21 protein-coding genes are annotated in these 25,016 nt (G+C 51.4%); 9 read left to right on the plus strand and 12 right to left on the minus strand.

The genetic code is table 11. From position 1 onward, the window contains the following. The first annotated feature begins 6 nt into the window (after positions 1 to 6). Genes AC2UZI_RS11920 through AC2UZI_RS11930 form a run of 3 tightly spaced genes read left to right on the plus strand, consistent with a single transcriptional unit; the run spans position 7 to position 7,765 of the window. Complete coding sequence (locus AC2UZI_RS11920; protein ID WP_486944096.1) at positions 7 to 3,138, plus strand: efflux RND transporter permease subunit; 3,132 nt, start codon at positions 7 to 9, stop codon at positions 3,136 to 3,138. Next, on the plus strand, positions 3,135 to 6,239 hold the full coding sequence (locus AC2UZI_RS11925; RefSeq protein WP_486944097.1) for an efflux RND transporter permease subunit: 3,105 nt from the start codon (positions 3,135 to 3,137) through the stop codon (positions 6,237 to 6,239). Before AC2UZI_RS11920 ends, AC2UZI_RS11925 begins: the two co-directional genes overlap by 4 nt. 38 nt (positions 6,240 to 6,277) lie before the next feature. Then, positions 6,278 to 7,765: an efflux transporter outer membrane subunit gene (locus tag AC2UZI_RS11930; RefSeq protein WP_486944098.1), complete on the plus strand. Its 1,488-nt coding sequence runs from the start codon at positions 6,278 to 6,280 to the stop codon at positions 7,763 to 7,765. Between the two features lie 12 nt (positions 7,766 to 7,777). Here the strand turns inward: AC2UZI_RS11930 and AC2UZI_RS11935 are convergent, their stop codons facing one another. Genes AC2UZI_RS11935 through AC2UZI_RS11945 form a run of 3 tightly spaced genes read right to left on the minus strand, consistent with a single transcriptional unit; the run spans position 7,778 to position 10,387 of the window. Continuing rightward, a complete protein-coding gene (locus AC2UZI_RS11935; protein ID WP_486944099.1) occupies positions 7,778 to 8,503 on the minus strand; it encodes a spermine/spermidine synthase domain-containing protein in 726 nt (241 codons plus the stop codon). After that, the gene (locus AC2UZI_RS11940; RefSeq protein ID WP_486944100.1) at positions 8,500 to 9,528 is read right to left on the minus strand and encodes a Nudix family hydrolase; all 1,029 of its coding nucleotides are present in this window, start codon (positions 9,526 to 9,528) and stop codon (positions 8,500 to 8,502) included. The genes AC2UZI_RS11935 and AC2UZI_RS11940 overlap by 4 nt, the downstream gene beginning before the upstream one ends. Further along, positions 9,521 to 10,387 carry an ATP-binding protein gene (locus AC2UZI_RS11945; RefSeq protein WP_486944101.1) on the minus strand — a complete coding sequence of 289 codons (867 nt, stop codon included), beginning with the start codon at positions 10,385 to 10,387 and terminating at the stop codon, positions 9,521 to 9,523. The genes AC2UZI_RS11940 and AC2UZI_RS11945 overlap by 8 nt, the downstream gene beginning before the upstream one ends. Before the next feature lie 178 nt (positions 10,388 to 10,565). Between AC2UZI_RS11945 and ispB the strand changes: the two genes are divergently transcribed. Then, the gene (ispB, locus tag AC2UZI_RS11950; protein ID WP_486944102.1) at positions 10,566 to 11,531 is read left to right on the plus strand and encodes an octaprenyl diphosphate synthase; all 966 of its coding nucleotides are present in this window, start codon (positions 10,566 to 10,568) and stop codon (positions 11,529 to 11,531) included. 24 nt (positions 11,532 to 11,555) lie between these two features. Then, the gene (gene mobB / locus AC2UZI_RS11955; protein ID WP_486944103.1) at positions 11,556 to 12,071 is read left to right on the plus strand and encodes a molybdopterin-guanine dinucleotide biosynthesis protein B; all 516 of its coding nucleotides are present in this window, start codon (positions 11,556 to 11,558) and stop codon (positions 12,069 to 12,071) included. Here mobB and AC2UZI_RS11960 read toward each other — a convergent pair. Further along, positions 12,060 to 12,860, minus strand: coding sequence for an exodeoxyribonuclease III (locus tag AC2UZI_RS11960; RefSeq protein ID WP_486944104.1), 801 nt, complete (start codon positions 12,858 to 12,860; stop codon positions 12,060 to 12,062). The genes mobB and AC2UZI_RS11960 overlap by 12 nt on opposite strands. 156 nt (positions 12,861 to 13,016) lie before the next feature. Between AC2UZI_RS11960 and pyrE the strand changes: the two genes are divergently transcribed. Beyond that, positions 13,017 to 13,691 (plus strand): orotate phosphoribosyltransferase, encoded by a 675-nt coding sequence (gene pyrE / locus AC2UZI_RS11965; protein WP_486944105.1) that lies wholly within the window; start codon positions 13,017 to 13,019, stop codon positions 13,689 to 13,691. A 58-nt stretch (positions 13,692 to 13,749) separates the two neighbouring features. On the opposite strand, the gene AC2UZI_RS11970 is transcribed toward pyrE, so the two are convergent. The 8 genes from AC2UZI_RS11970 to gatC form a co-directional block, all read right to left on the minus strand. Next, positions 13,750 to 15,057 carry an NAD(P)/FAD-dependent oxidoreductase gene (locus AC2UZI_RS11970; RefSeq protein WP_486944106.1) on the minus strand — a complete coding sequence of 436 codons (1,308 nt, stop codon included), beginning with the start codon at positions 15,055 to 15,057 and terminating at the stop codon, positions 13,750 to 13,752. Positions 15,058 to 15,088: 31 nt separating this feature from the next. Continuing rightward, positions 15,089 to 15,853 carry an ABC transporter ATP-binding protein gene (locus AC2UZI_RS11975; RefSeq protein WP_486944107.1) on the minus strand — a complete coding sequence of 255 codons (765 nt, stop codon included), beginning with the start codon at positions 15,851 to 15,853 and terminating at the stop codon, positions 15,089 to 15,091. 13 nt (positions 15,854 to 15,866) lie between these two features. Beyond that, positions 15,867 to 16,637: an ABC transporter permease gene (locus AC2UZI_RS11980; protein WP_486944274.1), complete on the minus strand. Its 771-nt coding sequence runs from the start codon at positions 16,635 to 16,637 to the stop codon at positions 15,867 to 15,869. An 83-nt stretch (positions 16,638 to 16,720) separates the two neighbouring features. Then, entirely contained in the window at positions 16,721 to 17,725 is a 1,005-nt protein-coding gene (locus AC2UZI_RS11985) for an ABC transporter substrate-binding protein (protein ID WP_486944108.1), read from the minus strand. 35 nt (positions 17,726 to 17,760) lie between these two features. Beyond that, positions 17,761 to 18,705, minus strand: coding sequence for a LysR family transcriptional regulator (locus AC2UZI_RS11990; protein ID WP_486944109.1), 945 nt, complete (start codon positions 18,703 to 18,705; stop codon positions 17,761 to 17,763). 199 nt (positions 18,706 to 18,904) lie between these two features. After that, complete coding sequence (gatB, locus tag AC2UZI_RS11995; RefSeq protein WP_486944110.1) at positions 18,905 to 20,359, minus strand: Asp-tRNA(Asn)/Glu-tRNA(Gln) amidotransferase subunit GatB; 1,455 nt, start codon at positions 20,357 to 20,359, stop codon at positions 18,905 to 18,907. Further along, positions 20,359 to 21,879, minus strand: coding sequence for an Asp-tRNA(Asn)/Glu-tRNA(Gln) amidotransferase subunit GatA (gene gatA / locus AC2UZI_RS12000; protein WP_486944111.1), 1,521 nt, complete (start codon positions 21,877 to 21,879; stop codon positions 20,359 to 20,361). Before gatA ends, gatB begins: the two co-directional genes overlap by 1 nt. Before the next feature lie 8 nt (positions 21,880 to 21,887). After that, positions 21,888 to 22,196: an Asp-tRNA(Asn)/Glu-tRNA(Gln) amidotransferase subunit GatC gene (gene gatC, locus AC2UZI_RS12005; RefSeq protein WP_486944112.1), complete on the minus strand. Its 309-nt coding sequence runs from the start codon at positions 22,194 to 22,196 to the stop codon at positions 21,888 to 21,890. Between the two features lie 263 nt (positions 22,197 to 22,459). Here gatC and AC2UZI_RS12010 point away from each other — a divergent pair, with 263 nt between their 5' ends. Genes AC2UZI_RS12010 through mreD form a run of 3 tightly spaced genes read left to right on the plus strand, consistent with a single transcriptional unit; the run spans position 22,460 to position 25,010 of the window. Continuing rightward, positions 22,460 to 23,503, plus strand: a complete 1,044-nt coding sequence (locus AC2UZI_RS12010; protein ID WP_486944113.1) for a rod shape-determining protein — start codon at positions 22,460 to 22,462, stop codon at positions 23,501 to 23,503. A gap of 60 nt (positions 23,504 to 23,563) precedes the next feature. Further along, positions 23,564 to 24,442: a rod shape-determining protein MreC gene (gene mreC / locus AC2UZI_RS12015; protein ID WP_486944114.1), complete on the plus strand. Its 879-nt coding sequence runs from the start codon at positions 23,564 to 23,566 to the stop codon at positions 24,440 to 24,442. Continuing rightward, positions 24,432 to 25,010, plus strand: coding sequence for a rod shape-determining protein MreD (mreD, locus tag AC2UZI_RS12020; RefSeq protein ID WP_486944115.1), 579 nt, complete (start codon positions 24,432 to 24,434; stop codon positions 25,008 to 25,010). Before mreC ends, mreD begins: the two co-directional genes overlap by 11 nt. Positions 25,011 to 25,016: the final 6 nt, after the last annotated feature.

The following is a 25,016-nucleotide window of genomic DNA, read 5'->3' on the forward strand; positions in this document are numbered from 1 at the left end:
ATAAGCGTGAGCTTCTCTCGCATTTTTATCTTTCGCCCCGTCGCTACGACCCTAGCCATGGTGGCGCTTTTGCTATCGGGGCTGCTGGGCTATAAGTGGTTGCCGGTTGCGGCGCTACCGCAGGTTGATTACCCAACTATTCAAGTGGTCACCTTATATCCAGGTGCCAGTCCTGAAGTGATGGCGGCTTTGGTTACGTCGCCACTTGAACGTCAGTTCGGGCAGATGGCGGGTCTGGTGCAAATGAGCTCTACCAGCTCGGGTGGTGCGTCCAGAATTACCTTGCAGTTTGATTTAACCTTGGCTCTCGACGTCGCAGAGCAAGAGGTGCAGGCGGCGATCAATGCGGCATCGACTATGCTGCCTTCCGACTTGCCGTCCCCACCTCTTTATAGCAAGGTGAACCCGGCAGACACGCCTGTGATTAGTCTCGCCGTCAGTTCACCCACCTTGGCGTTGACTGAGGTCAGAGATCTAATCGATTTGCGTGTGGCGCAAAAGTTGTCGCAAATTAATGGGGTGGGCTTAGTCAGCATTTCCGGAGGGCAACGTCCGGCCGTACGCATACAAGTCAATCCTGATGCCTTAGCTGTTTATCAGATGAGCATGGCGGATATTCGCCAGGCTGTGGCGGCAGCTAATGTGAATCAACCCAAGGGAAACCTCGACGGTCCGGTGCGCTCCACGACGATCAGCGCCAACGAGCAGTTACGTTCGGTGGCGGATTACGAACGGCTAATTATTCGTAGCTCCGACGATGCGGTATTGCGGTTAAGCGATGTGGCCACGGTTGTGCACGATGCCGAGGATATTCGGCAAGCCGCATGGTTTGACGGCTCGGCAGCGATCCTGTTGAATGTACAGCGTCAGCCTGGTGCGAATGTGATTGCCGTGGTGGATCGCATTATTGCCGAACTGCCCGAGCTGCAAAGCTCTTTACCCGTCGGTGTGGACATCAAGGTGGCCACCGATCGAACGCACACGATTCGAGACTCCATCGATCATGTGCAACAAGAAATGTTTCTTGCCATCGCTCTGGTGGTACTTGTTACCTTCGTGTTTTTGCGGACATGGACTGCTACCCTGATCCCTAGCGTGGTGGTGCCGCTGTCGCTAGCGGGGACTTTCGGCGTTATGTTCCTGATGGGCTTTAGCGTTAATAATTTGACGCTCATGGCATTAACCATTGCGACGGGTTTTGTGGTGGATGACGCGATTGTGATGATTGAGAACATCGCTCGTCATATTGAGAAAGGCGAGAAGCCTTTTGCGGCGGCCTTAAAAGGGGCCGCCCAGATCAGTTTTACCTTAGTGTCATTGACGCTTTCGCTTATTGCCGTATTGATTCCACTGCTTTTTATGAGCGACGTCATTGGGCGCTTATTTAGGGAGTTCGCTGTCACGCTTGCGGTGGCAATCTTGTTGTCGCTATTTATCTCGCTAACCTTAACGCCGATGATGTGCGCACGGTTATTGCGGGCGCCCGATGACCAAGATAAGACCGCCCCGACAACGGGCATCCGAGGCGTTCAGGCACGCTTTACCGCGCTGATGGACCGTTGGATGCAGCGGGTGATTCACGCTTATGACACCAGTTTGCAATGGGTGTTGAGACGTCAGTTTTTGACCTTGCTGGTGGCTCTGGCCACCTTGGTATTAACCGCATTGTTGTATGTGATGGTACCTAAAGGGTTTTTCCCGCCGCAGGATACGGGCATCGTTCAGGTCATCATTGAAGGGCCTCAACGTGCTTCTTTTGCCGCAATGAGTCGGCTGCAAGAACAGGCGGCAGAGCAAATCTTGCAAGATCCTGATGTCCAAAGTGTGAGTGCATTTATCGGGGTAGACGGTAGCAACCCCACGTTAAATACCGGACGGATGCAGGTTTCGTTACTGAGCCAAGATCAGCGTAGCCGTAGCGCGGCAGACATCATCACTGATTTGCAGTCGCAGTTAAGCTCCATCCCGAATTTGTCGGCTTACTTTCAATCAGTGCAAGAGTTAACGGTTGACGATCAGGTCAGTCGGCATCCGTATCAGATGGCGTTGTCCGATCCGGATCCGGTGACGTTGTTGACGTGGTTGCCACAATGGTTGGACCAGTTGCGAAGCATCGAAGCAATCGAGGACGTCGCCTCTGATCAACAGCAACAAGGGCAGCAGCTCGTGTTGGATATCGACCGCGATATGGCGGCTCGCTTAGGAATCAGCAAAGCCACCATTGACGATGTGCTCTATGACGCCTTTGGTCAGCGCTTAATTTCAACCATTTACACACAGTCTGCCCAATATCGGGTGGTGTTAGAGGTGGCCGAGCGTTTTAGGGCAGAGCCGCAAAGCGTGGCGCAGTTGCACGTACCGACACAGTCTGGCGATACGATTGTCTTAGGAGGCATTGCATCGATTTCCCTGCAGCCCATGGCCTTAACCATTGATCGTCTGGATCAGTTTCCTTCGGTCAACGTGTCATTTAGCTTAGCGAAAGGCGCCTCCCTATCTGATGCCATTTCGCAAATCGAGCAAGCCAGACTGGACATCGCTTTACCCGAATCGATCGAGTTACGCTTTTTGGGGGCCGCCCACGCGTTTGAGGCCTCGTTATCCAGCACGTTATGGTTAATGCTAGCCGCTGTACTGACCATGTATATCGTATTGGGCATCTTATATGAAAGCTACGTGCATCCGATTACGATTCTTTCCACCCTGCCTTCGGCGACGATTGGTGCTTTGGCTGCGCTGCTTTTGTTAGGAAAAGACCTCGACATGGTAGGGGTGATAGGCATCATTCTGCTTATTGGTATTGTTAAGAAAAATGCCATTATGATGATCGATTTCGCGTTGGTGGCGCAACGCGAGCAAGGCGTTGCGGCGCAAAAGGCCATTCATGATGCCGCGTTGCTTCGTTTTAGACCCATATTAATGACCACCTTTGCGGCCATGTTCAGTGCCGTGCCGCTAATGCTCGCCACCGGCTCGGGTGCTGAAATGCGTCAACCCTTAGGGCTTGTGATGGTGGGTGGGCTGCTGTGTAGTCAGGTACTTACGCTCTACACCACACCGGTTATTTATTTGTATTTTGATCGGTTGGCCGTGCGTTGGGGCCGACGTCGTGCCACGTCTGGTGAGGCACTACCATGAAATGGTTGACCGCCTTCATTGTGCGACCGGTGGCCACCACGCTGCTGTGTATTGCAATGGTGGGGGCAGGGGTGCTGTCGATGTTCTTTTTGCCGGTAGCGCCACTACCGCAAATGGATTTTCCCATGATTTCAGTTAGTGCTAGCTTGCCCGGAGCCAGCCCTGAAACCATGGCATCCAGTGTGGCAACACCGTTAGAGCAGGCGTTGGGGGCCATCTCTGGCGTCACGGAAATGAGCTCAAGAAGCTCTGAAGGCTCAACACGAATCACCTTGATGTTTGACCTGAGCCGTGATGTGAATAACGCCGCGCGTGATGTTCAAGCGGCGATCAATCAAGCTCGGCCTATGTTGCCATCGGGCATGCGCAGTGTGCCCTCGTATCACAAAGTAAACCCTTCATCGTCTCCGATCATGGTGTTAGCCATGACATCACCAACGGCGACCCAGCCCCAGCTTTATGATCTAGCGACCACGATCGTGGCGCAGAAACTAGCTCAAGTTAAAGGGGTGGGCGAGGTGACCGTAGGAGGGGCGTCTTTGCCGGCTGTGCGTATTGGTTTGCACCCACACGCTTTGGCCAGTGCAGGCGTGTCCTTAGATGAAGTACGTAATGCGCTGAGTCGTGAAAACGCCATTGGGCCCAATGGTTACATTGAAAACTCCACGCATCAGTGGTACCTAAGCTCGGGCCGGCAAATGAATACGGCTGAGCAGTTCAAGCCTTTAGTGGTGGCCTGGCGTAACGGGAACCCAATTCGTTTACGTGATATCGCAACCGTTGAGGACGCCTCTGAAGATCAGTTTAACGTGGGCTATGTTAACGATCAGCCCGGTGTGTTGTTGCTGGTGCGTCGACAGGCGGATGCCAATATTATTGAAACGGTTGATGCCATACGCGAGCGCATTCCTTCATTCGAAGCCATGATGCCGGCTGATGTTCGGCTCTCTGTGGCTCAGGACCGAACCCCCAGCATACGAGCCTCCATGCACGAGGCGCGCAATACGCTTTTGATTGCGGTGGCGTTGGTCGTATTGGTGGTGTTGGCATTTTTGCGCGATTGGCGAGCAGCCCTGATTCCCGCCGTAGCAGTGCCGGCGTCGTTGCTCAGCACGTTTTCATTGATGTATTTTTTTGGCTTTACGCTGAATACGATTTCGCTCATGGCACTTATCGTTGCTACGGGCTTTGTGGTCGATGATGCCATCGTGGTGTTAGAGAGCGTGATGCGTTATATCGAAAAAGGGCTCAGCCCTTTTCGTGCGGCCATACGCGGTGTGCGCGAGGTGGGCTTTACCGTGACGGCGATGAGCCTTTCTCTGGTTGCGGTATTTATACCCATGTGGCTGGTGGGGGGGCTGGTGGGACGGTTATTTAAAGAGTTTGCCGTAACCCTTTCCGTCGCGGTCATGTTCTCGTTGGTGATCTCAATCATGTTGACGCCGATGATGGCGTCTAAATTGTTGCGCAGCCGTACGCGCCAAGCTCGTAACGAGACGGGTGTTTTTGCGTTGTTGGCATGGGGCGGTAACCATTGCGCACGAGCCTATCAACGCAGTTTACGTTGGGCGTTGAAATATAAGCGGTTGATGCTACTTTCCTTGTTTCTGACCGTGGGCCTAAATGTCTATTTATATACGGCGGTACCAAAGGGGTTGTTTCCTCAACAAGATACGGGTCAGTTGATGGGGTTTTTCCGTGTGGATAGGGGTACCTCCTTTCATGCCATGCAACCTAAGTTGGATAAATTTCGCCACATTTTAATGGCGGACCCCGCTGTGCAAAACGTTGCCGTTTTTGCTGGTGGACGCGGGGGAAGTAGCTCATCGATGATATTGGTTGAACTGGCGCCCCTAGAAGAACGCCAAGTGGGGGCGAATGATGTTGTGAATCGTCTGCGTGCCCAGCTTCAGTCTGAGCCGGGCGCACGTTTGTTCCTAACCCCACAACAAGACATTTTTGTCGGAGGCGGTTTAGGTAGAGCGGGATCCTATCAATACAGTTTGCTGGGTAGCGACTTGGATTTGCTCAAAGAGTGGTTACCCAAAGTGCGCCGAGCCATGGCTGACCTTCCTGAATTAACAGATGTGGATACGGACTCAGATGACCCAGGTAGTCGCATCGAGTTGCGTATTGACCGCGATAAGGCAACGCGTTTGGGTGTGGACATGGCGTTGGTGGCGTCCACCTTAAATAGTTCGTTCAGCCAGCGACAAGTGTCTGTGGTGTATGGACGTTTAAACCAATACCACGTGGTGCTGGGCGTAGAAGACCGTTTCGCTCAAGATATTGAGTCGCTCAGGCAGGTCGAAGTGATTAGCCGAGATGGACGTCGCGTGCCTCTTGCGGCCTTCACCGAGTTCGTCCCCGGCACAGCGCCGTTAAGCGTCAGTCATCAAGGCCTGTTCGTGGCTGAAAGCGTATCGTTCGGTCTCGCAGAGGGGGTGTCGTTGGAGGAAGCCACGCGGGCCATTGAAAATGCCTTGGCACGTATTAGTTTGCCCACCCATCAGATCCAAGCTGGCTTTGAAGGGTCGGCTCGGCTTATGCAAGATGCCCTGACGCAGCAGCCTTGGTTGATTTTGGCGGCATTGCTCACGATGTACATCGTCTTAGGTATGCTTTATGAAAGTTATATTCATCCGATCACGATTTTATCGACCTTGCCTTCTGCTGGTATAGGCGCCTTGTTAGCGCTGCTTGCGGTAGGTGAAGAGTTTTCGGTCATTGCCATGATTGGGGTGTTTTTATTGATTGGCATCGTGAAGAAAAATGCCATCATGATGGTGGATTACGCCCTTATTGCCGAACGTCGGGATGGATTGCCCCCCACCGAGGCCATTTATCAAGCGTGTATCGTGCGGTTTAGGCCCATCATGATGACCACGATTTCTGCCATTCTGGGTGCGTTGCCATTAATCTTGGCGACAGGTGCTGGCGTGGAAATGCGCCAGCCACTAGGGCTAACCATTGTGGGTGGGCTCATTGTGAGTCAAGTGCTTACGCTTTACACCACTCCGGTGGTGTATCTTTACTTAGATGGTTTTCGTCAGCGCTATTTGGCATCACGCGCCCCAAAAGGACTGAAGCGTGAATCCTAAGGCATTTTTGATTGATTAACGAGAGACGGTTTCAGAGTATGTTCGCTACCTTTAAAAGGCGCTTAATAGCGGTATCCATGATCTCGGTACTGACGGGTTGTGCCATGGGCCCTGATTACCAGCGCCCTATTTTTAATGTAGGCGAACACTTTCTCAATGCCCAAGATGAAGCGGTTGATCAGCAATTGTGGTCCAGAGCGCAACCCGCCGATGAGGCAGGAGCAGGACAATGGTGGTTAAGGTTTGACGATCCGTTACTGGCGACGTTGATTGCCGACCTTCATGCGCACAACGCGGACTTGGCCCAAGCGGAAGCCCGTTACCGTCAAGCAACGGCAGCACTGGAAGGGGCAAGGGCTGGGTTTTTTCCTACCTTAGATAGCGATGCAGGCGCTACGCGCAGTGGTTCCGGCACGACATCGGCAGTATCGAATTACAACCTTGGCCTTAGCGCTGGCTGGGAGCCAGATGTGTGGGGGCGCGTACGGCGCAGCAGTGAGGCGGCTATGGCAAACGTCGAAGCCAGCCAAGCGGATTTTGCTGCCACGCGCTTAAGCTTAGAATCCACCTTAGCGAAAACCTATTTTCAGGCTAAGAATGGGTTTAGCTCGCAACAACTCTTGGATGAGACCCTTCAAACGTATGAACAGGTTTTAACCATTACTCAGAACCGCCTGGCCGTGGGGATGGCTGCACAAAGCGATGTGGCAGCGGCTCGGGCACAGTTAGAAAATGCACGCCTCCAGCGCTTAGCGCTGAATCGTCAGCAGGCACAACTGCATAATGCCATGGCAGTGTTGGTGGGCAAACCGCCTTCTCAGCTTGAAGCCTTAAACCTTGAAGGATGGCCTACTTTACCCGCCGTACCCTTGTCCTTGCCATCGCAGCTACTTGAGCGTCGTCCCGATGTGGCCAGTGCCGAACGTAGGGTCATGGCCGCCAATGCACAAATTGGCGTCGCGAAAACCGCGTGGTTTCCGAACTTGCGCTTAAGCGCTCAAGGGGGTTATCGCGCCGGAGAGTGGGCGCAATGGTTAAGTGCTCCCGCTCGTTTCTGGAGCTTAGGACCGGCGTTGGCATTGAGTCTGTTTGATGGGGGCGCGCGTACAGCCCAGATGAATGAGGCGATTGCCAATTACGATTTGCAGGCCAATGGTTATAAGCAAACGGTGTTGACGGCATTACAAGAGGTGGAAGACAGCTTAGCCACTTGGTACGGGCTGGCAGACGAGACGCAGGTCCAACAGCGTGCCCTTGCCGCTGCACGTGAATCGCTGGAATTAATAAGCAATCAGTACGAGGCCGGTTTGGTGGACTTTTTAAGTTTGGCACAGGTGGCAACGAGCACGCTGAACGTAGAGCGAGCGGCGATTTCGTTATTGTCCGAACAGTATATCGCAGCGGTAAGCGTCATCGCAGGGCTAGGAGGGGGCTGGGACAGTGTAGAAGGCTTGGCCCCGACGGCAATTCCTCAGGCACCAAACCCGCTACCCTTGCCGCCAGAGCCACAGCCACAGCCTAATTAAGCTGCTTAAGCACTATTCTTCGGCCATCCACGCATAAAGGCCATCTACCCAATTGCGAGCGGGCAGTTGATATCGTTGCGCAATGTCGGTCGCCGTTTGATACAGCGTATCGAAGTCAATTTGTGGTGGGTCTTTAAAAGCAATGGCGACGATATTCCCATCGTGCGTTTCGGGTAACCATGCCACGGCTCCGAAGTACGTTTGTAAATGATGCAGATTGGTGGCGTGCACGAATTCATTACCTAGAATATTGACCGTTAGCAAGCCGTTTTTGCTAAGACTGCGCGCACAAGCTTGATAGAACTCGGGGCTTTGTAATGCTGGACTGTGCGCTTCCTGACTGTAGATATCGACTTGTAATACGTCTAGGCTTTCCTGGGCAACGTCTTGCAGATATTGGTCTGCACATTGAATTCTTACCTTAAGGCGCTCGTCGTTGGGTGGTAAGTGAAATAGCGTTTGGCAAGCCCGAACCACATCGGGGTTCAGTTCCACGGCAGTAATGTGGCTGTTAGGAAAGTTCTCGTAGCAAAAGCGCGTTAACGCACCAGCACCTAAGCCTAATTGCACAATGTGCTTAGGTTCAGCCATAAATAGACGCCACATCATCATTTGTTGGGCGTACTCAAGCTCAATTTGGTGTGGGTTATCGATTCGCATCGCACCTTGCACCCAAGCAGAGCCTAAATGCAGGTAGCGTACGCCTTCGTGCTCAGAAATAGACACTTGTGGGTTCATGATGCGTGACCTAATTGACGAATACCGGCAATGCCATGGGCTGAAGCGCGTTTAGCTTGTTCAAGCGTGGCGTTGGATTGTCCACCTATGGCATAAGCCGGACGCCCCGCACGTTGCGCAAGCTCAAAAAATCGTTCCCAGCCCAGAGGTGGCTGGTGCGGGTGAGAGGGGGTGGTGAGAACGTGACCAATCACCACAAAGGTGGCATTAAGCTGGATGGCTGCATCAATATCCTGCTGATCATGCACAGAAACCCCTACAAGGGCTTGTTCAGCCACGTTGATGATGGGATCAGCGTGCGCGGTGTAGGGTGTTAAGGGCGAGTTAACTTGCGAAGCCAGCCGGCGCGCATCCTCTGCTCGTAGATGGACACCGTCGGCAAGCGCCCACCACGTCTGGTCATGCACACTATTAATCAGGCACGTTGCTTGGTACTCGTGACATAAGGCCACGGTTTTTAGTAATGCGTCTTTCAATTCGTGCGAGTTATTGGTTGAAGATGCCGCTTCCCATTGAGGCTCACGGAATTGCACCAGTTTAATACCCGACACTAAGGCCTGACGTAATCGCTCAAGCCAGTTTGTGACGTGCTCGGCGCTACCAATGTGGCTTAGTAGGTATTGAGAAGGCAGCGTTAACCATCGTAGGGGCGCTTCGGTAGCGGGTAAAACCTTGGTCACTGGAACGGGAGCGTGGGGGTCGATCCATTTCAATTGTTGCCCTTCGCGTCCAGTGGGTTGCCCCTCCCATTGGGTCACCTTGCAGAACGACAACTGCACCAGATTTTTTGGGTATTCATGTGTGTAATTGACCCACAGGGTGGCGTCAGTGATGTGAATTCCCAGCTCTTCATCCAGTTCGCGGGCGAGGGCTTCCAGCACACTTTCACCCGCCTCGATTTTGCCTCCAGGAAGCTCCCACCAGCCCGGCCAAGGCTTGTCTTCTGGGCGATTTCCCAGAAGAAGTTGGCCCTGATTGTTGATGATCATGCCTACGGCCACCTGAATGACGGGCTTTTTAGACATAGCGGGCAGCCCAATCTCGTGCAAATTGTCGTGCGACGCGCCCCGAGCGCGAGCCTCGGTGCAACGCCCATTGCAAGGCCTCAGTGCGAGACTGTTCAATCTGTGCGTCGCTACACCCTGCTTGTCGTAGCCAGTAGTAGACGATGTCTAAATATTTATCTTGGCTAAATGGGTAGAAAGACAACCACAAGCCAAACCGCTCCGAAAGCGACACTTTTTCTTCCACTGCCTCGCCAGGATGGATTTCACCATCGCTATGGGGGCGAGCGGCCAGATTTTCGCTGTGGTATTCGGGCATTAAATGACGACGGTTCGAGGTCGCGTAAATGAGTACGTTGTCACCGGGCGAGGCGACAGAGCCATCCAGTACAGATTTTAGTGCTTTATATCCCGGTTCGCCATCTTCAAAAGACAGGTCGTCACAGAAAATGATGAAACGTTCGGGGCGCTCACTAATGATGTCGATAATGTCGCCTAAATCGCCCATGTCGTCTTTGTCGACTTCGACAAGGCGTAGCCCCTGTTCGCTCAGGCTGGCCAGCATAGCTTTAACCAATGAGCTTTTCCCTGTGCCTCGGGCGCCGGTCATCAATACGTTGTTAGCCGGCTTACCCGCTAAAAACTGACGGGTATTGCGTTCGATGGTTTCTTTTTGTTGTTCGACGTGTTTAAGATCGTCAGGGTGGATGCTAGCAAAGTGCTTTACGCCCTCTAGCCAGCCTTGCGTACCACGGCGACGCCATCTGAATGCAAGTGAGTCCCAGTCAGTGCTTGGCGGAACAGGTGGCAACCACGCTTCAAGTTGCACTAATACGCGCTCGGCGCGTTCAATTAAGGTTGATAGGTTGGGCGAAGACAAGGGTTTTCTCCACTAAGAATTCTAAAGAGGTCTATTATCGCTAATTTAGTCGGACTGCTGCTGATATATGTACACAACGTTTATAAGTACAGTTCGGCTAATGGCGTACAAAAACGTATAATTGCAGTCTTATGCAGGGTATGCTGATTGCCCATAACCTTTTAGTCCGGAAATTGTTTTGAATCTCCCAGATCTGATGACCCCAATCACCGACGACATGCAAGAGCTTGATGCTGTGATTCGGGGCCGCCTTAACTCAGAAGTTGTCTTAATACGTACGATAGGGGAATACATTGTGGGGGCGGGCGGTAAGCGCATGCGCCCTGCCATGGTATTACTCGTGGCAAATGCTTTAGGCTACCAAGGTACCAATCACCACCTGTTGGCAGCCGTGGTTGAATTTATTCATACCGCTACGTTATTGCACGACGATGTTGTGGACGAATCTGATTTGCGCCGTGGTCGTAGCACAGCCAATGCGGTCTTTGGTAATGCGGCCAGTGTATTAGTCGGCGATTACCTTTATTCACGCTCGTTCGAGATGATGGTTGAATGTGGTTCGATGCGAGCTATGTCCGTCTTATCGGGTGCTACGACGATTATCGCCGAAGGCGAAGTCTTGCAACTGCTGAACGTGCATGACCCTGACGTCTCGCGCGAGCGTTACTTACAAGTGGTGCGTTACAAAACGGCCAAACTCTTCGAGGCCGCAGCACAAGTGGGGGCTATTTTAGCGGGTGCATCGGCCGAGCTCGAAGAGGCCGCCGCGGCATACGGCCGCCATATCGGCACAGCGTTTCAGTTAATTGACGATGTGCTCGATTACAGCGGTGATGCCGAAGCATTGGGTAAAAACGTAGGCGATGACCTGCGTGAAGGAAAACCCACGTTGCCGCTTATTCGTGTCATGGAAGTGGGCACCGAAACCGAACAACAACTGATCAAAACAGCGATCGAGACCGGTGATGCTGATTTCACGGCAGTTGCGCAGGCCATTCATAATACGGACGCCATTCGCTACACACGAGAAGCTGCCGAGGCTGAAGTCAAAATGGCCTTACAGGCTGTTAGTGTCTTTCCAGACTCTGCCTTTAAGCAAACATTGGTTGAGTTTTGTGATTTCGCTGTTGCTCGCGACCGCTAAGCGCAATTATTGACGAGGCAGATCATGCAGCAACCGGTGTTTGGTGTAATTGGTAAGTCGGGCAGTGGCAAGACAACGTTAATTGAATCGATGCTGACGTGGTTTGCGCAACAAAAATTAGAAGTTGCGGTCATCAAGCATAGCCATCATCAACTCAGCTTCGAGCCACCCCATAAAGATAGCGCGCGCTTTAGAACGGCTGGCGCGCGTGAGGTGATTGTGGCGTCGCCCTATCAATACGCGGTGTTTCATGCTTTGCATGAACAGCCCGAGCCCACCTTAGCTGAACTGGTGCAGCGCTTAGCACCAGTCGATCTCGTGCTGGTAGAAGGTTACCGACAAGCCGATATTTCTCGTATAGAGGTTCATCGTCCGTCGCGAGGCATTCCTGCGGTTTACAGCGAGAACCAAGGCGTGGTGGCGGTTGCTACCGACGAGCCTTTGCCCGATTGCCCCCTGCCTTTGCTGAATTTGAATGCCCCGCATGAGGTGGCCGAGTTTATTGTGCAGCACTTAGCACTTAAAGGCTTAGCTTCCTAAACGCCAGTCGTAATCAATGGTTAGGGGGGCGTGGTCGCTGAAGCGCTCGTCTTTATAGACTTCAGCGTTCTGAGCTGTGGCGGCTACACCCGGCGTGGCAATTTGGTAATCAATGCGCCACCCTACGTTATTGGCCCAAGCCTGACCGCGATTACTCCACCAGGTATAGCACTCAGCGGTGGTGTCAGGGTGTAGACGTCGATAAACATCCACCCAGCCCATATCCGTTTGTACTTTGGTCATCCACGCACGCTCTTCAGGCAAAAATCCCGAATTTTTCAAGTTGCCTTTCCAGTTTTTCAAGTCAATTTCTTGATGAGCGATGTTCCAATCCCCGCAAATAATGAATTCTTGTCCGGTATCGCGGTGCTCTTGCATGAGCGCATCCATCCATTGCTCGTAGTGCGCTAAAAATCGATATTTAGCCTCTTGGCGCGGATCGCCGCTTGAGCCCGACGGTAGGTAGGCACTGACGACACTGAGCCCCTCGTAATCTGCACGGATAATTCGACCCTCGGGATCAAACTCATTACATCCCATGCCCGAACGCACCGTGTTGGCATCGTGTGAGAGATAAAAGCCGACTCCGCTGTAGCCTTTGCGCTCGGCAAGATTGAAGTAGCCGGTATAGCCTTCTGGGTGTCGCATGGCATCGGTTAAATCGCTATCTTGAATGCGTACTTCCTGCATCGCAACGATGTGTGGCCCATAGCTGCTTAGCCAAGGTTGCAGGCCCTTACGAAAAGCGGCGCGAATTCCATTAACATTTAAACTAGTAACTTTTAACAAGGTGATTTCTCCGTCATTACGCAGAGCACTGTACCTTATTCATCCTATTGTTGCAGCCATTCTGCCGAAGATAGGGTTTGAATTGAGGACGAAGTGACGCGCCAGCGGCATCAATGTGAAATAATAAGACTTTTATTCTTTATTTTTAAGACGATTATGGGTGACATATCAACTCAACGCAGCGAGTTTGTTCGGTTCGCGTTAGACCAAGGCGTGTTGCGTTTTGGTGAATTCAAAGTGAAGTCAGGACGCTTAAGCCCCTACTTTTTTAACGCGGGCCTGTTTAACAGCGGTGCATCTGTGGGTAAGTTAGCCCAATTTTATGCACAGGCACTGATCGACTCGGGTTTGAGTTTCGATATGTTATTTGGACCTGCTTATAAAGGCATCCCCTTATCCACCGCCACCGCGTGTGCCTTGGTGAATCACCCAAGCTTAGAAGGGCGTGATGTGCCGTTTGCCTTTAATCGCAAAGAGGCCAAAGCCCATGGCGAGGGCGGAACCCTAGTGGGCGCACCGTTGGAAGGGAAGGTGGTGATCATTGATGACGTGATCACAGCAGGCACATCGGTAGGCGAGTCCGTCGATATTATCCGTGCAGCGGGCGCCGAACCGGCAGCGGTATTGATTGCTCTTGATCGTATGGAGCGTGCCGGGGCTGACGATGCCTTATCACCACATTCAGCGGTACAAGAGGTTGAGCAGCGCTTTGGCATTCCGGTGGTCAGTATCGCGTCGTTAAGCGACATCATGGCATTTTTAGCGGGTAACGCCGAGTTAGCCGAGCACCAACAACGGGTTGCAGCGTACAGACAGCGCTACGGCGTATAAAACACCCCTGTGGATAACGCGGCACATAAGTTATCCACAGAGGCTTGCTTGAACGTGTTTAGCGCTCAGCGCCTGCAATACGTTTTTGCAGTTGTATGGTGCTTAGTACGGCAAGGCCGCGTAGGGGCTCAGGCGGTAACCAAGTGGGTTTATCTAGCGTTAGCACATCTTGCAGTTCAGTAGAGACTTGGCCCATGATCATCTCTGCCAGCAATTTCCCGTAAATAGTGCCTTTTAATACTCCCGCACCATTGCATCCCACCGACGTGTATAAATTGGGTTTTATTTCACCAAAATAACTGGCTCCGTTACGGGTTAGTGCAGTGACTCCGCCCCATACATGCTCTAGCTCGTGACGAGGCAGGTTGGGGTATCGGCGACGATAGCAGTCCAGAAGCATGGCTTTTACGACTGAATCGGGTTGCGAATGTTCGTACGAGTACGAACTGCGCACCATGAAGCGGCCTTCTTCGGTTTTTCTTAAGGTTGAGCCTAAGCGGTTTGCAGGGATTAGCCCCCAATGTTTATCGTGTCCAAACCATTGCTGTTCGGTTTCATCGAGTTGCGGCGTAAAACCGGCGTAGGTATAGATGGTGATCAGTCTATCTTTTAAATACCCCAGTTTTTTTGCAAAACCATTATTGGTTAAAAATAGCTTAGGTGTTTTAACGCGTGTGCCCCCAACGTGAACGATGAAATGGTCGCTTATCTCTTCAACTTTTTGCACTGGTGAGTTCTCAGCCAGCACCACATTTTTTGCTAAGCTATCGGCCAAGCCCCGCACGAGTGCAGCAGGCTGTACAAACACGTTGTTCTGCGTTTGTAATGCATAGCGATAATAGTCGGTACCGATGTTATGCACGAGTTCACTTTGTGATAACGCGCGACACGTGATCCCCCAGTCTTGATACTGTGCCAGCATACTTACCAGACTGTCTTGTCCCTTACTGGTAGCGGCTCCGTGATACTTGCCGACAGCGGCCCAGCCGCACTCAATATGGTGGGTATCGACAATATCTTGCAACCATGACAGGCCAGAGTTATACACTCTGATCTGTTTTAATGCCGTTTCACGCGGGCTATGGTGCCCACCAATTTTGGTGTTGTGCGGTAAGCTAATTAAAAAGCCAGAGTTTCGCGCCGATGAGCCTTCGCCTAAGGTGGTGGCTTCAAGCACCAACACTTGCTTGTTCGGATTAAGTTCCGCTATACGTCGAGCAGCTGCTAAACCCGTAAAGCCAGCACCAATGATGACGAAATCGTACTCAGCCTCTATACGGGCTGGTATAACGGGCTGACGGGAAGGCAGTAACGCATTCCAGCCCGATTTGTTAGTGTAATGGGGGTAAGTGTCAGCGGTTGACACGATAGAGCTCCTTGAGGACGCTAAAAGAAGATTACTGCTTACTTTCTAAACTTTTCATTACTTCGACTTGAACCACATCCCAAATGTCGGCTTTTAGCTGTGTATAACGTTCTGACAGCTGCACGCTAGCGTTTCGTGGGTGGGGGAGGTCATTACGTATATCTTTGACGATGCGCCCAGGCTTAGAGCCCAGAATAATAATTCGCGTCGCCAGTAACAGGGCTTCGTCAATCGAGTGCGTGATAAAGGCGATCGTCTTTCCGCTGCGTTCGTAAATTTCCACGAGCTGTTCTTGAAGAACCTGTCGGGTCATCGCATCCAGCGCAGCAAACGGCTCATCCAGTAAGATCACATCCGTGTCATTGGCTAAGACTCGGGCGATGGCTACGCGTTGGCGCATACCACCGGATAAGGCCTTAGGGTACGAATCCATGAACGGTGTGAGTCCCACCATGTCCACGTATTTCTTGGCGATTTCGTGACGTTCTTTTTTACTAATACCGCGCAACTTAAGGCCAAAAGCAACGTTATCAAGCACACTTAGCCACGGAAACAACGCGTACTGTTGAAACACCATGCCGCTGTGTGGGTCGACGTCGGTCACCTCATGGCCATTCACGGATACCGTACCGTCAGTGGGCTGCTCGAACCCCGCGATCAGGTTTAATAGTGTGGATTTTCCGCAGCCAGAAGCGCCGAGTAAAACAACGAACTCACCTTTCTCTACCTCAAGGTCGATATTATTGAGTACGGTTAAATCACCAAATTTTTTGCTTACGCCTTTAATTGAAATCATGCTTGCTCTCCTCTTAGCGTTGCCACGCTAATACTTTGTTTTCGATACGACGCAAGATGACGTCAATAATAAGTACCGTGACGCTGATCATGACCATACCCAGCACAACGGTGTCGGTCTGGAAGAACTCTTTACCGTTCATAATCATGAAGCCCAAGCCTTCTTTAGCGGCAATAAGCTCAGCGGAAATGACACAAGTCCACGCCAAACCTAGAATGATTTTGAAGCCACTAATAATTTGAGCTAGGCTTGCCGGTAGAATCACTTCGCGCATCACCTGAATACGTGACGCTCCCATATTTCGGGCAGCGAGGATCAGTACTTTATCGACGTTACGGGTCGCTTCGATGACGTAAAGCAATGCCGGAGCAATGGTACCCATAAAGACAATGCTGTATTTTTGAGTTTCTGTAATACCAAACCAGAGTAATGACAGTGGTATCCAGCTCATTGAAGGCAAGGGGCGTAGCAGAGAAATCAATGGGTCAAAGATCGCGCAGGCTCGACGTGAGGAGCCTAGCACCAGACCTAAAGGAATAGAGACGATAACGGCCATAAGGAAGCCGATCATCACGCGACGGGTTGATGCTAAAACGTTCGCGATGAGGGTGCCGTTATTGAGTGTGGTGTACGCACGAGCTAACACCTCTGAGGGTGCTGGTAAGAAGATGGGGTCGACCAGACCTGTGCGACATGCGGTTTCCCATATGGCGATAAAGGCAATGACCGATAACGTGCTAATGAATAAAAGAGAACGTTGTTCTGGTTTATGGTTGGGCATAATAAGGCTTTATTAAAGCAGTAGTAGGACAGGCCCCTTCTCAAGCTAGGGGCCTTTTACTACGTAGTAACTCAAAGGGCTTGGGCTTAAACGAAATCCGCTTTAATCCATTGGGCAACGTCGGGTGATTTGTCGATTTGTCCGAAGTCCACCAACATGTCTGAGAGTCGCTGCAAGCCTTCCACAAACTTAGCTCCAGGCGCTAGCATGGACTGTTGCATAGCAAGGTCATACCAGTCAGCATCATTAATGGTTTGTAGCTGCTCTTCGCTATCGAGCTGAGTTAACTCGCTGAGAATATCGACTGCTTTTTCAGGGTTAGCGCCGAGTAGTGCGCATGTCTCGAAATAGGCTTTGGTAAAGCGTTTGATCAGTTCTGGGTTTTTATCTGCAAACGACTTACTGACGACCAACACATCGGGGCCGGGGGTGACGCCAAACTCTTTATACAGGCTGAACTCGGTATCGTCCGCAAACAGCTTGATGTCGGGCATCCGTGCTATTTGGTTAAAGTAGGGTGTCCAGGTGGCACATGCATCAATTTGTTTTGATTGCATGGCGGCGGGCAGTTCAGGGGCGGGCACGTTAATTACATTAACATCGCTATCCACCTTTAGGTTGTGCTGTGCCAGAAGATCTAACACCAGCATGTGACTGCTGGAGGCAAAGGTGGTGCCGATGGTTTTACCACGCAGGTCTTCCAGTGAGTTCACATCGTTATGTGTGAATAAGCCCTCAACACGACCAAAGTTTTCCGGTACGCCGATAACGTAGAAGCGGTTAACGCCGCGCGCCATTAAGGCAATAGCAGACACAACGCCTGTGCCGGCCACATCAATATTACCGGCCATTAACGCGCTCATGCGTCCAGAGGAGGTGCCGAACGAGTCCCAGCCCAGCTTAATATTATTGGCTTCAAAAGTGCCGTTTTGCATGGCGACATAAGCGGGATAGTGTCCAAGCCACTGTGAGCCACCATAATTAATGGTTTGCATCTCGGCTGCAAAAGCCAAACGACTACTTAACGGTAAGCTCGCTAATGCCGCGCTTACTGCTACACCTTTCATAAAATTCCGACGGTCGATAGACATCTTGTCTCCTCAAGTTGATAGTGACGCCAAGTGCTTCATTCAAGCCACGGTATCTTTTGTTTCAATACCGGAAGAACCTGTTCATCAAGGGCTTTTTGACAGCTCTTGTATAGGTCTGCACTGATATCTTCGTTCTCGCCCAAGCGAGAGATCAGATAAATAGTGCGAGAAAAATTGGGTCCTGGTAACGGCAAAACTGAAATCTTGTCCCAGTACCCTATTCCTTGTAAAACGCATAAAGGTGAGGCAATTGACCAGCCCAAACGGGACGCAACCATTGCTAACACCACGTCAGCGGTATCGATCTCTAGGTAATGCGGGATACTGACGTTCCGTCTTCGTAAATGACGTTCAATCATTGATCCGTAATGAGATCGTTCGCTAAACCTGATAAACGGCGCTAATTGAGCGCAATCCAACAGGTCTTTATTTTTGAATTTTGTTTCTAATCCTTTAGGAACCACCAGCAAAAAGGGTTCACGGTATAAGGGGGTACGAACTAGACCGTCTATCTCATCACAGGGATCAGAAGAGACAATCAAATCCAATTGCCGGCTTAATAACCCGTTGGCATGGACGTTTGCTAACCCTGACCACGCTAGAATACGACTGGTATTCTGCAACGTTGTATTAAGTACATGCGGTCCCACCGTTGCGGAAAAAGAATCAATCATTCCCAGACGTACCTCTTTACGACTGAGTTGTGCAGCCTCACGAGTTTGGGCAATGAGTTTGTCCATCTCTAACACTAAATGCTGTGCGCTACGATGGAGTGACAGCCCTGCAGCGGTTAGTTTTAATGGCCGCTTTGAGCGATCAAGCATCGGAACCCCAACAATGGTTTCGATCTGGGCAATCACTTGTGACACAGCGGATTGGGTTAAGCCCAATTCGTTTGCGGCTTGGGTCAAACTGCCGGTCGCCGCCACGGTCACAAACGTTCGTAAGGCCCGAATATCGAGAGCCTTGTTTGTTTTCATGATTTCTCTCCCACTATTAGAAAGGCTATCATTTTGACAGTAAAAATGGGCTAATCAAGGGTCATCATTAGAGAAATTAATGATGACCCTGATTTGGGCTTATATGTTGAGGTGTTTTGGCGTGGAAAACAAAGGTAGTGTGCAAAAAAAACCGCAGCGCTAGGGCTGCGGTTGGCACGTATTAAGCAGAGAGGCAGACCTAGCCCAGCTTCTCTTTTAATAGGTCTGTGACTTGCTTAGGGTTCGCCTTTCCGCGGGCGGCCTTCATCACTTGTCCGACGAGCGAGTTAAAGGCTTTGTCACGTCCACTACGGTACTCTTCTACCGTTGCAGGGTTGGCAGCAATGACCTCGTCGACCATGGCTGCGATAGCGCCGACGTCGCTAATTTGCTTTAAGCCCTTGCTGTCAATGATGCGGTCAGCATCGCCTTGCTCTTCGCCTGCCCACATGGCTTGAAACACATCCCGTGCAATTTTGTTGGAAATGGTGTTGTCAGCGATGCGAGAAATAAGCTTAGCAAGTTGCTCTGGACTGACTTTGGATGCACTGAGTTCGATCTCTTCGCGATTCAGGGCAGCTGCTAACTCGCCAAGTACCCAGTTAGCCGCCAATTTGGCCTGCGCGTTATTCAGCGCGGCGTTGGTTTGCTCGAAGAACTGCGCTGTGTCGCGACTCATTGTGAGTTGAGCGGCATCGTAGGCGCTTAAGTCGAACTCTTGCTGATAGCGTTCGCGTTTTGTGGCAGGCAGCTCAGGCATTTGCGCACGCACAGCGTTGATCTTATCGTCAGAGATCAGTAGTGGCGGTAAATCAGGGTCGGGGAAGTAACGATAATCGTCAGCATCACCCTTTGTGCGCATACTGCGTGTTTCGTCGAGATCGGCATCGTAAAGGCGTGTTTCTTGTAAGACGGTGCCACCGTCTTCGATCAGTTCGATCTGACGTCGTGCCTCGTAATTAATAGCACGTTCTAAAAAGCGGAAAGAGTTGATGTTCTTTAGCTCACAGCGTGTGCCGAGTTCTTTCTGGCCTTTAGGGCGTACCGAAACGTTGGCGTCGACGCGGAACGAGCCTTCTTGCATGTTCCCGTCACACATACCTAGCCAGACCACCAAACTATGTAGTGCTCGGGCGTATCCCACGGCTTGGGCCGCCGAGCGCATTTCAGGCTCGGACACGATTTCAAGCAACGGTGTGCCAGCGCGGTTTAAGTCAATGCCGGTAGATGATTCGCCGTAAGGGCCGGTAAAGTTCTCGTGCAAAGACTTCCCTGCATCCTCTTCAAGGTGGGCACGCGTTAGGTTAACGCTGAGCTCGTCTTCGCCTACAAAGAAACTGACCTTTCCACCTTGTACGATCGGGTGTTCAAACTGACTAATTTGATAGTTTTTAGGTAGGTCGGGGTAAAAATAGTTTTTACGCGCGAAAATCGAAAAAGGCGCGATATGGCCGCCAACGGCTAATCCAAAACTAATCGCTTTGTCGACAGCGCCAGCATTAAAAACCGGTAAAGTGCCGGGAAGCGCCATGTCGGTCGCACTGGCTTGCGTATTAGGGGCCGCCCCAAAACGCGTGCTACTGCTAGAGAATATTTTCGATGCGGTTGAGAGTTGGGCGTGCGTTTCTAGCCCAATAACAATTTCCCATTCCATTATTTTGCTTCCGGTTTACGTTGGTGCCAGTCGGTGTCTTGTTGGTAACGGTCTGCTAAGGCCAGAAGTTGGCCTTCGCTGAAGTAATTACCAATAAGTTGTAGCCCAATCGGCAAAGGTTGGGTGTCGTCGCTAAAGCCACAAGGTATAGACATGGCGGGTAGGCCAGCCAGACTAACACCCAAGGTGTATATGTCAGAGAGCCACTCGGTGGTGGGGTCACTGGACGGTTCACCTAATGGGCGCGCCAGCGTCGGCGTAACGGGCCCCATCAAGATGTCACACTCGGCGAAGGCTTGTTGAAAGTCGTTAACGATCATGCGGCGTACGCGTTGAGCTTGTAAGTAATAGGCGTCGTAGTATCCCTCTGATAGCACGTAGGTGCCCACCAAGATACGGCGTATGACTTCGTCGCCAAATCCCTCGGCACGCGAACGACTGATCATTTCTTCAAGGTTGCCATAACGATCTGAGCGATGACCAAATCGTACGCCATCAAAGCGAGACAGGTTGCTTGAGGCTTCGGCTGGCGTGATCACGTAATAGGCGGGAATCGCCTCGCGAGTGCGAGGAAGCGAAACGTCAACACGGGTAGCGCCTAGCTTTTCGAAATGAGCGATGGCCGATTCGATTGGGGCAGCCAAGGTGTTATCGAGCTCGCCTTCAAAGTATTCCTTCGGTACGCCAATGCGCAATCCCGCTAAAGGCTGGGCGGGGTTCTGTTCGAAGCGCTGTTGCCACGTATTGAAGTGTTGGCGAATGCGTTCGCCGGTGTTGGCGTCGTTTAAGCACACTTCAAGGCTCGTGGGGTCGTGCTCATCAAAGCCGCTAATGGTGCTTAGAACTTCCAATAGGTCTTTAGCATTGCGTGCGATGGGCCCTGCTTGATCCAGACTAGAGCCATAGGCAATCATGCCGTAGCGTGACATGGTACCGTAGGTGGGCTTGATGCCACTGACACCGCACAAAGCGGCGGGCTGGCGAATCGAACCTCCGGTATCGCTACCTGTTGCGCATAACACCAAATTTGCAGCAACGGCGGCAGCAGAACCACCCGATGAGCCACCGGGTGATTTACGCGTGTCCCACGGGTTTTGTACAGCACCAAAGAACGAGCTTTGATTATCTGAGCCCATGGCAAACTCGTCACAGTTGAGCTTACCTAACGACACCGTGCCGGCAGCGTTCAGGCGCGAGACGATGGTCGCGTCGAAAGGGCTGCGGTAGTTTTCCAGCATTTTGCTGCCAGCGGTTGTGCGCCAACCTTGGGTCACGAACACGTCTTTGTGTGCAATGGGGATGCCCGTTAAGGCGCCACCTTGATTGTTAGCAAGTAACGCATCCGCAGCATCGGCTTGGCGTAGCGTCAGGTCGGCGTCTACGTGTATAAAAGCATTCAACGCAGAGCGTGCCGCCACGGTGTTTAACGCGTCTTGTGCAAGTTCGCGCGCACTGAATTTTTTTTCACGCAACGCGGAGCTAAGTGCGTGAATAGAAGGGTATTCATTTAATAGTGACATAGTGAGTATTATTCGATAACAGTGGGCACAAGGAACAGGCCTTCGTCTTGAGCCGGCGCGTTCGCCATAAGGGTGTCGCGCTCAGCTTCGCTTGCCGTGGGTGCGGCCTCATCAGCACGTAAACGTAAGGAAATCTCTTGAATTGCCGACAGGGGGTGGGTCATGGGCTCTACACCACTGGTGTCCACCGATTGCAAGGCTTCAATGAGATGAATAATACGCGCAAAGTCTTGCTCTGCTTGTGCGGTCTGCTCTGGCGAAAGCTCAATGTGGGCCAGCTGTGCGATGCGAGCTACATCCTGCTGTGAAATTGCCATAAATAATTCCGGTATGTCGATAAATAGTTTAAATGCCTGCCGACCTTATGCCGCAAAACAGGCTTTTACCTGAAAAGAGGGTTACAGGGTTTAACTAGGCGTTAATTCTGTCTTATGAGGTACAAATTATAAGTTATCATTGACCCTTTATTTCTCAGGTGTTTTGTGTGTTCGTTGGTGAATAGGTTTTTATAACCCATTACACTGATGGCGATGGCGTCGAACATACCTATTTTCCCATCATTTATCTACATTGCACGCCCATGTTCGGATTCCTACGCAGTTATTTCTCCAGCGATATGGCGATCGATCTCGGTACAGCCAATACCCTAATCTATGTACGGGGCAAGGGGATTGTGCTGGACGAGCCTTCCGTTGTTGCGATTCGTCACGATGGTGGCCCTAACGGAAAAAAAATTATTCAAGCAGTTGGCCAAGAGGCCAAACAAATGTTGGGACGCGTTCCTGGTAATATTGAAGCCATACGCCCCATGAAAGACGGGGTCATTGCCGACTTTACTGTTACCGAGCAAATGCTCAAACAGTTTATACGTATGGTGCACCCTCGCAGTATGTTTGCGCCCAGTCCACGCATTATCGTGTGTGTTCCTTGCGGTTCTACGCAGGTTGAACGTCGTGCTATTCGTGAGTCCGCACTGGGTGCGGGGGCAAGTCAGGTGTATTTAATTGAAGAGCCCATGGCCGCGGCCATCGGTGCTGGTCTAGCCGTATCGGATGCCAGCGGTTCAATGGTGGTTGATATTGGTGGTGGTACTACCGAGGTTGCCGTTATTTCCTTAGGCGGCATGGTTTATAAAGGCTCGGTACGCGTTGGCGGCGATAAGTTCGACGAGGCAATCATTAATTACATCCGTCGTAATTACGGTATGTTAATTGGTGAGCCCACAGCAGAACGTATTAAAAAAGAAATCGGCTCGGCGTTCCCGGGTACGGAGATTCGTGAAATCGAAGTCAAAGGGCGAAATTTGTCTGAAGGGGTACCACGCAGTTTCACGGTGTCTTCCAACGAAATTCTTGAGTCGCTAACCGATCCTTTGAATCAAATTGTCTCTGCCGTGAAAACCGGCTTAGAACAAACGCCTCCTGAATTAGGCGCCGATATTACCGAAAAAGGGATTGCCTTAACCGGAGGCGGAGCCTTAGTACACGACCTCGATCGTTTACTTCAAGAAGAAACGGGCTTGCCTGTGGTGGTCGCTGACGATCCGCTTACCTGCGTGGTCCGAGGCTGCGGTGAAGCGCTAGAGCACCTTGAAAAGCTCGGGGCGGTATTTATCTACGATTAACCGGTTTGACCACAGTTTTGTTTGTGTTTCAAGCACGGCCAGATCGTTATTGGTTTATGCATGCAAGAACAAAGCACAATCCGGCTTTTTAAGCGCGGGCCCTCTGCCGAGGTTCGTTTAGCGGTTTTTGTGATTTTAGCAATGACGTTATTGGTGGTGGATGCTCGCAGTAAATTGCTGGAGCCTGCTCGGCAGGCAATTTCTGTCGTGTTGTACCCCTTCCAACGGGCTGCCATGGCACCTGGAGACCTCGCCAGCTACTTAAGTAGCTGGACAGACTCTGCTGCCTTGGTGCGTTCGGAAAAAGAAGCCCTGCAGCGTCAACGTATCGAATTAGCACAGTTGTCCACTCATGCCGCGCAGTTATCTGCCGAGAATGAGCAGCTACGTCGCTTACTGCAGGTGGCGGATCGCGTGTCACAGCCGTCCGTCGCCGTTGAGGTTTTTTACGAGCCTTCTAATGCCTTTAATCGACATCTTATTTTCAATAAGGGCTCCACGCACGGTATTCGTGCAGGCATGCCCGTCATTGACGATGGCGGTGTGGTGGGGCAAGTCGTGCGTGTTACGCCCTACACGTCTGAAGCGGCGCTGATTACCGACGAGAAAGTATCCGTGCCCGTACAAGTGTTACGTAATGGGCTTAGGCTTATTGCTTTTGGTGGAGCAGCGGCCTCTAAGGTAGAGGCGCGTTATTTGACCTCTGATGTTGACCTTGAGGTGGGTGACACCTTGATTACTAGCGGGATTGGTGGCTTGTTTCCAGCAGGACTGCCGGTGGCGCGTGTTGACAGCGTAGAACGAGATAACGCCACGGGTTTTGCGGTAGCGGTTGGTACTCCTTTATCGTTTCCCGAGCGTTATCGGCATTTTTTGATTTTATTAGTACCCGAGCCTGTGATTAATCCAGATAACGAGGAATTCGACCATGAGCAATAAGCCGGAGCGCTCAAGCTTACCGGTGAAACGCTCGTCGTCCTCGTTAAGCTCTCTTCAACCCATTGATTCTTCACCATTTAAAAATAGATCGGGCTCCTGGATAGTATGGGGCTCGATTTTCTTAACCTGGCTTGTGATGCTGCTACCTTGGCGGCAATGGGTTCCTGCTCCTGATTTATTGATGCTGGTTCTGTCCTTTTGGATATTGCACGAACCTCGTCGCGTCAACATGCTTTGGGCCTTTTCCTTAGGCATTTTAATTGATGTTCATGATGCGAGTTTTTTGGGAGAGCACGCATTAAGTTATGTGCTCGCAGCCTATGGGGTGATCGTGTTGTCTCGGCGTTTACTGCAGTTTGAACCGACGATTCAACTGATGCATTTGATACCGATTTTCTTTGTAGCGAATGCCATACCTGATCTATTGCATGCATGGATTGCTGGCGAATCGAGCGGATGGGGATGGGTGTTGTCGGCCGTGCTTACCGCGATGCTATGGCCGTTGGTTGATTTTCTATTATTCTTACCCCACCGTCGTTTAGATGATGACGACGATGGCTCGGCCTAGAGTTGT

The sequence above is a fragment of the Paenalcaligenes sp. DL 463 genome (assembly GCF_057475185.1).

What these genes read in the sequence shown, in the direction of transcription:
- AC2UZI_RS11925 (WP_486944097.1), top strand. Translation starts at nt 3,135, where the DNA reads ATGAAATGGTTGACCGCCTTCATTGTGCGACCGGTGGCCACCACGCTG.
- AC2UZI_RS11930 (WP_486944098.1), top strand. Translation starts at nt 6,278, where the DNA reads ATGTTCGCTACCTTTAAAAGGCGCTTAATAGCGGTATCCATGATCTCG.
- AC2UZI_RS11935 (WP_486944099.1), bottom strand. Translation starts at nt 8,503, where the DNA reads ATGAACCCACAAGTGTCTATTTCTGAGCACGAAGGCGTACGCTACCTG.
- AC2UZI_RS11940 (WP_486944100.1), bottom strand. Translation starts at nt 9,528, where the DNA reads ATGTCTAAAAAGCCCGTCATTCAGGTGGCCGTAGGCATGATCATCAAC.
- mobB (WP_486944103.1), top strand. Translation starts at nt 11,556, where the DNA reads ATGCAGCAACCGGTGTTTGGTGTAATTGGTAAGTCGGGCAGTGGCAAG.
- pyrE (WP_486944105.1), top strand. Translation starts at nt 13,017, where the DNA reads ATGGGTGACATATCAACTCAACGCAGCGAGTTTGTTCGGTTCGCGTTA.
- AC2UZI_RS11975 (WP_486944107.1), bottom strand. Translation starts at nt 15,853, where the DNA reads ATGATTTCAATTAAAGGCGTAAGCAAAAAATTTGGTGATTTAACCGTA.
- AC2UZI_RS11985 (WP_486944108.1), bottom strand. Translation starts at nt 17,725, where the DNA reads ATGTCTATCGACCGTCGGAATTTTATGAAAGGTGTAGCAGTAAGCGCG.
- AC2UZI_RS11990 (WP_486944109.1), bottom strand. Translation starts at nt 18,705, where the DNA reads ATGAAAACAAACAAGGCTCTCGATATTCGGGCCTTACGAACGTTTGTG.
- gatB (WP_486944110.1), bottom strand. Translation starts at nt 20,359, where the DNA reads ATGGAATGGGAAATTGTTATTGGGCTAGAAACGCACGCCCAACTCTCA.
- gatA (WP_486944111.1), bottom strand. Translation starts at nt 21,879, where the DNA reads ATGTCACTATTAAATGAATACCCTTCTATTCACGCACTTAGCTCCGCG.
- gatC (WP_486944112.1), bottom strand. Translation starts at nt 22,196, where the DNA reads ATGGCAATTTCACAGCAGGATGTAGCTCGCATCGCACAGCTGGCCCAC.
- AC2UZI_RS12010 (WP_486944113.1), top strand. Translation starts at nt 22,460, where the DNA reads ATGTTCGGATTCCTACGCAGTTATTTCTCCAGCGATATGGCGATCGAT.
- mreC (WP_486944114.1), top strand. Translation starts at nt 23,564, where the DNA reads ATGCAAGAACAAAGCACAATCCGGCTTTTTAAGCGCGGGCCCTCTGCC.
- mreD (WP_486944115.1), top strand. Translation starts at nt 24,432, where the DNA reads ATGAGCAATAAGCCGGAGCGCTCAAGCTTACCGGTGAAACGCTCGTCG.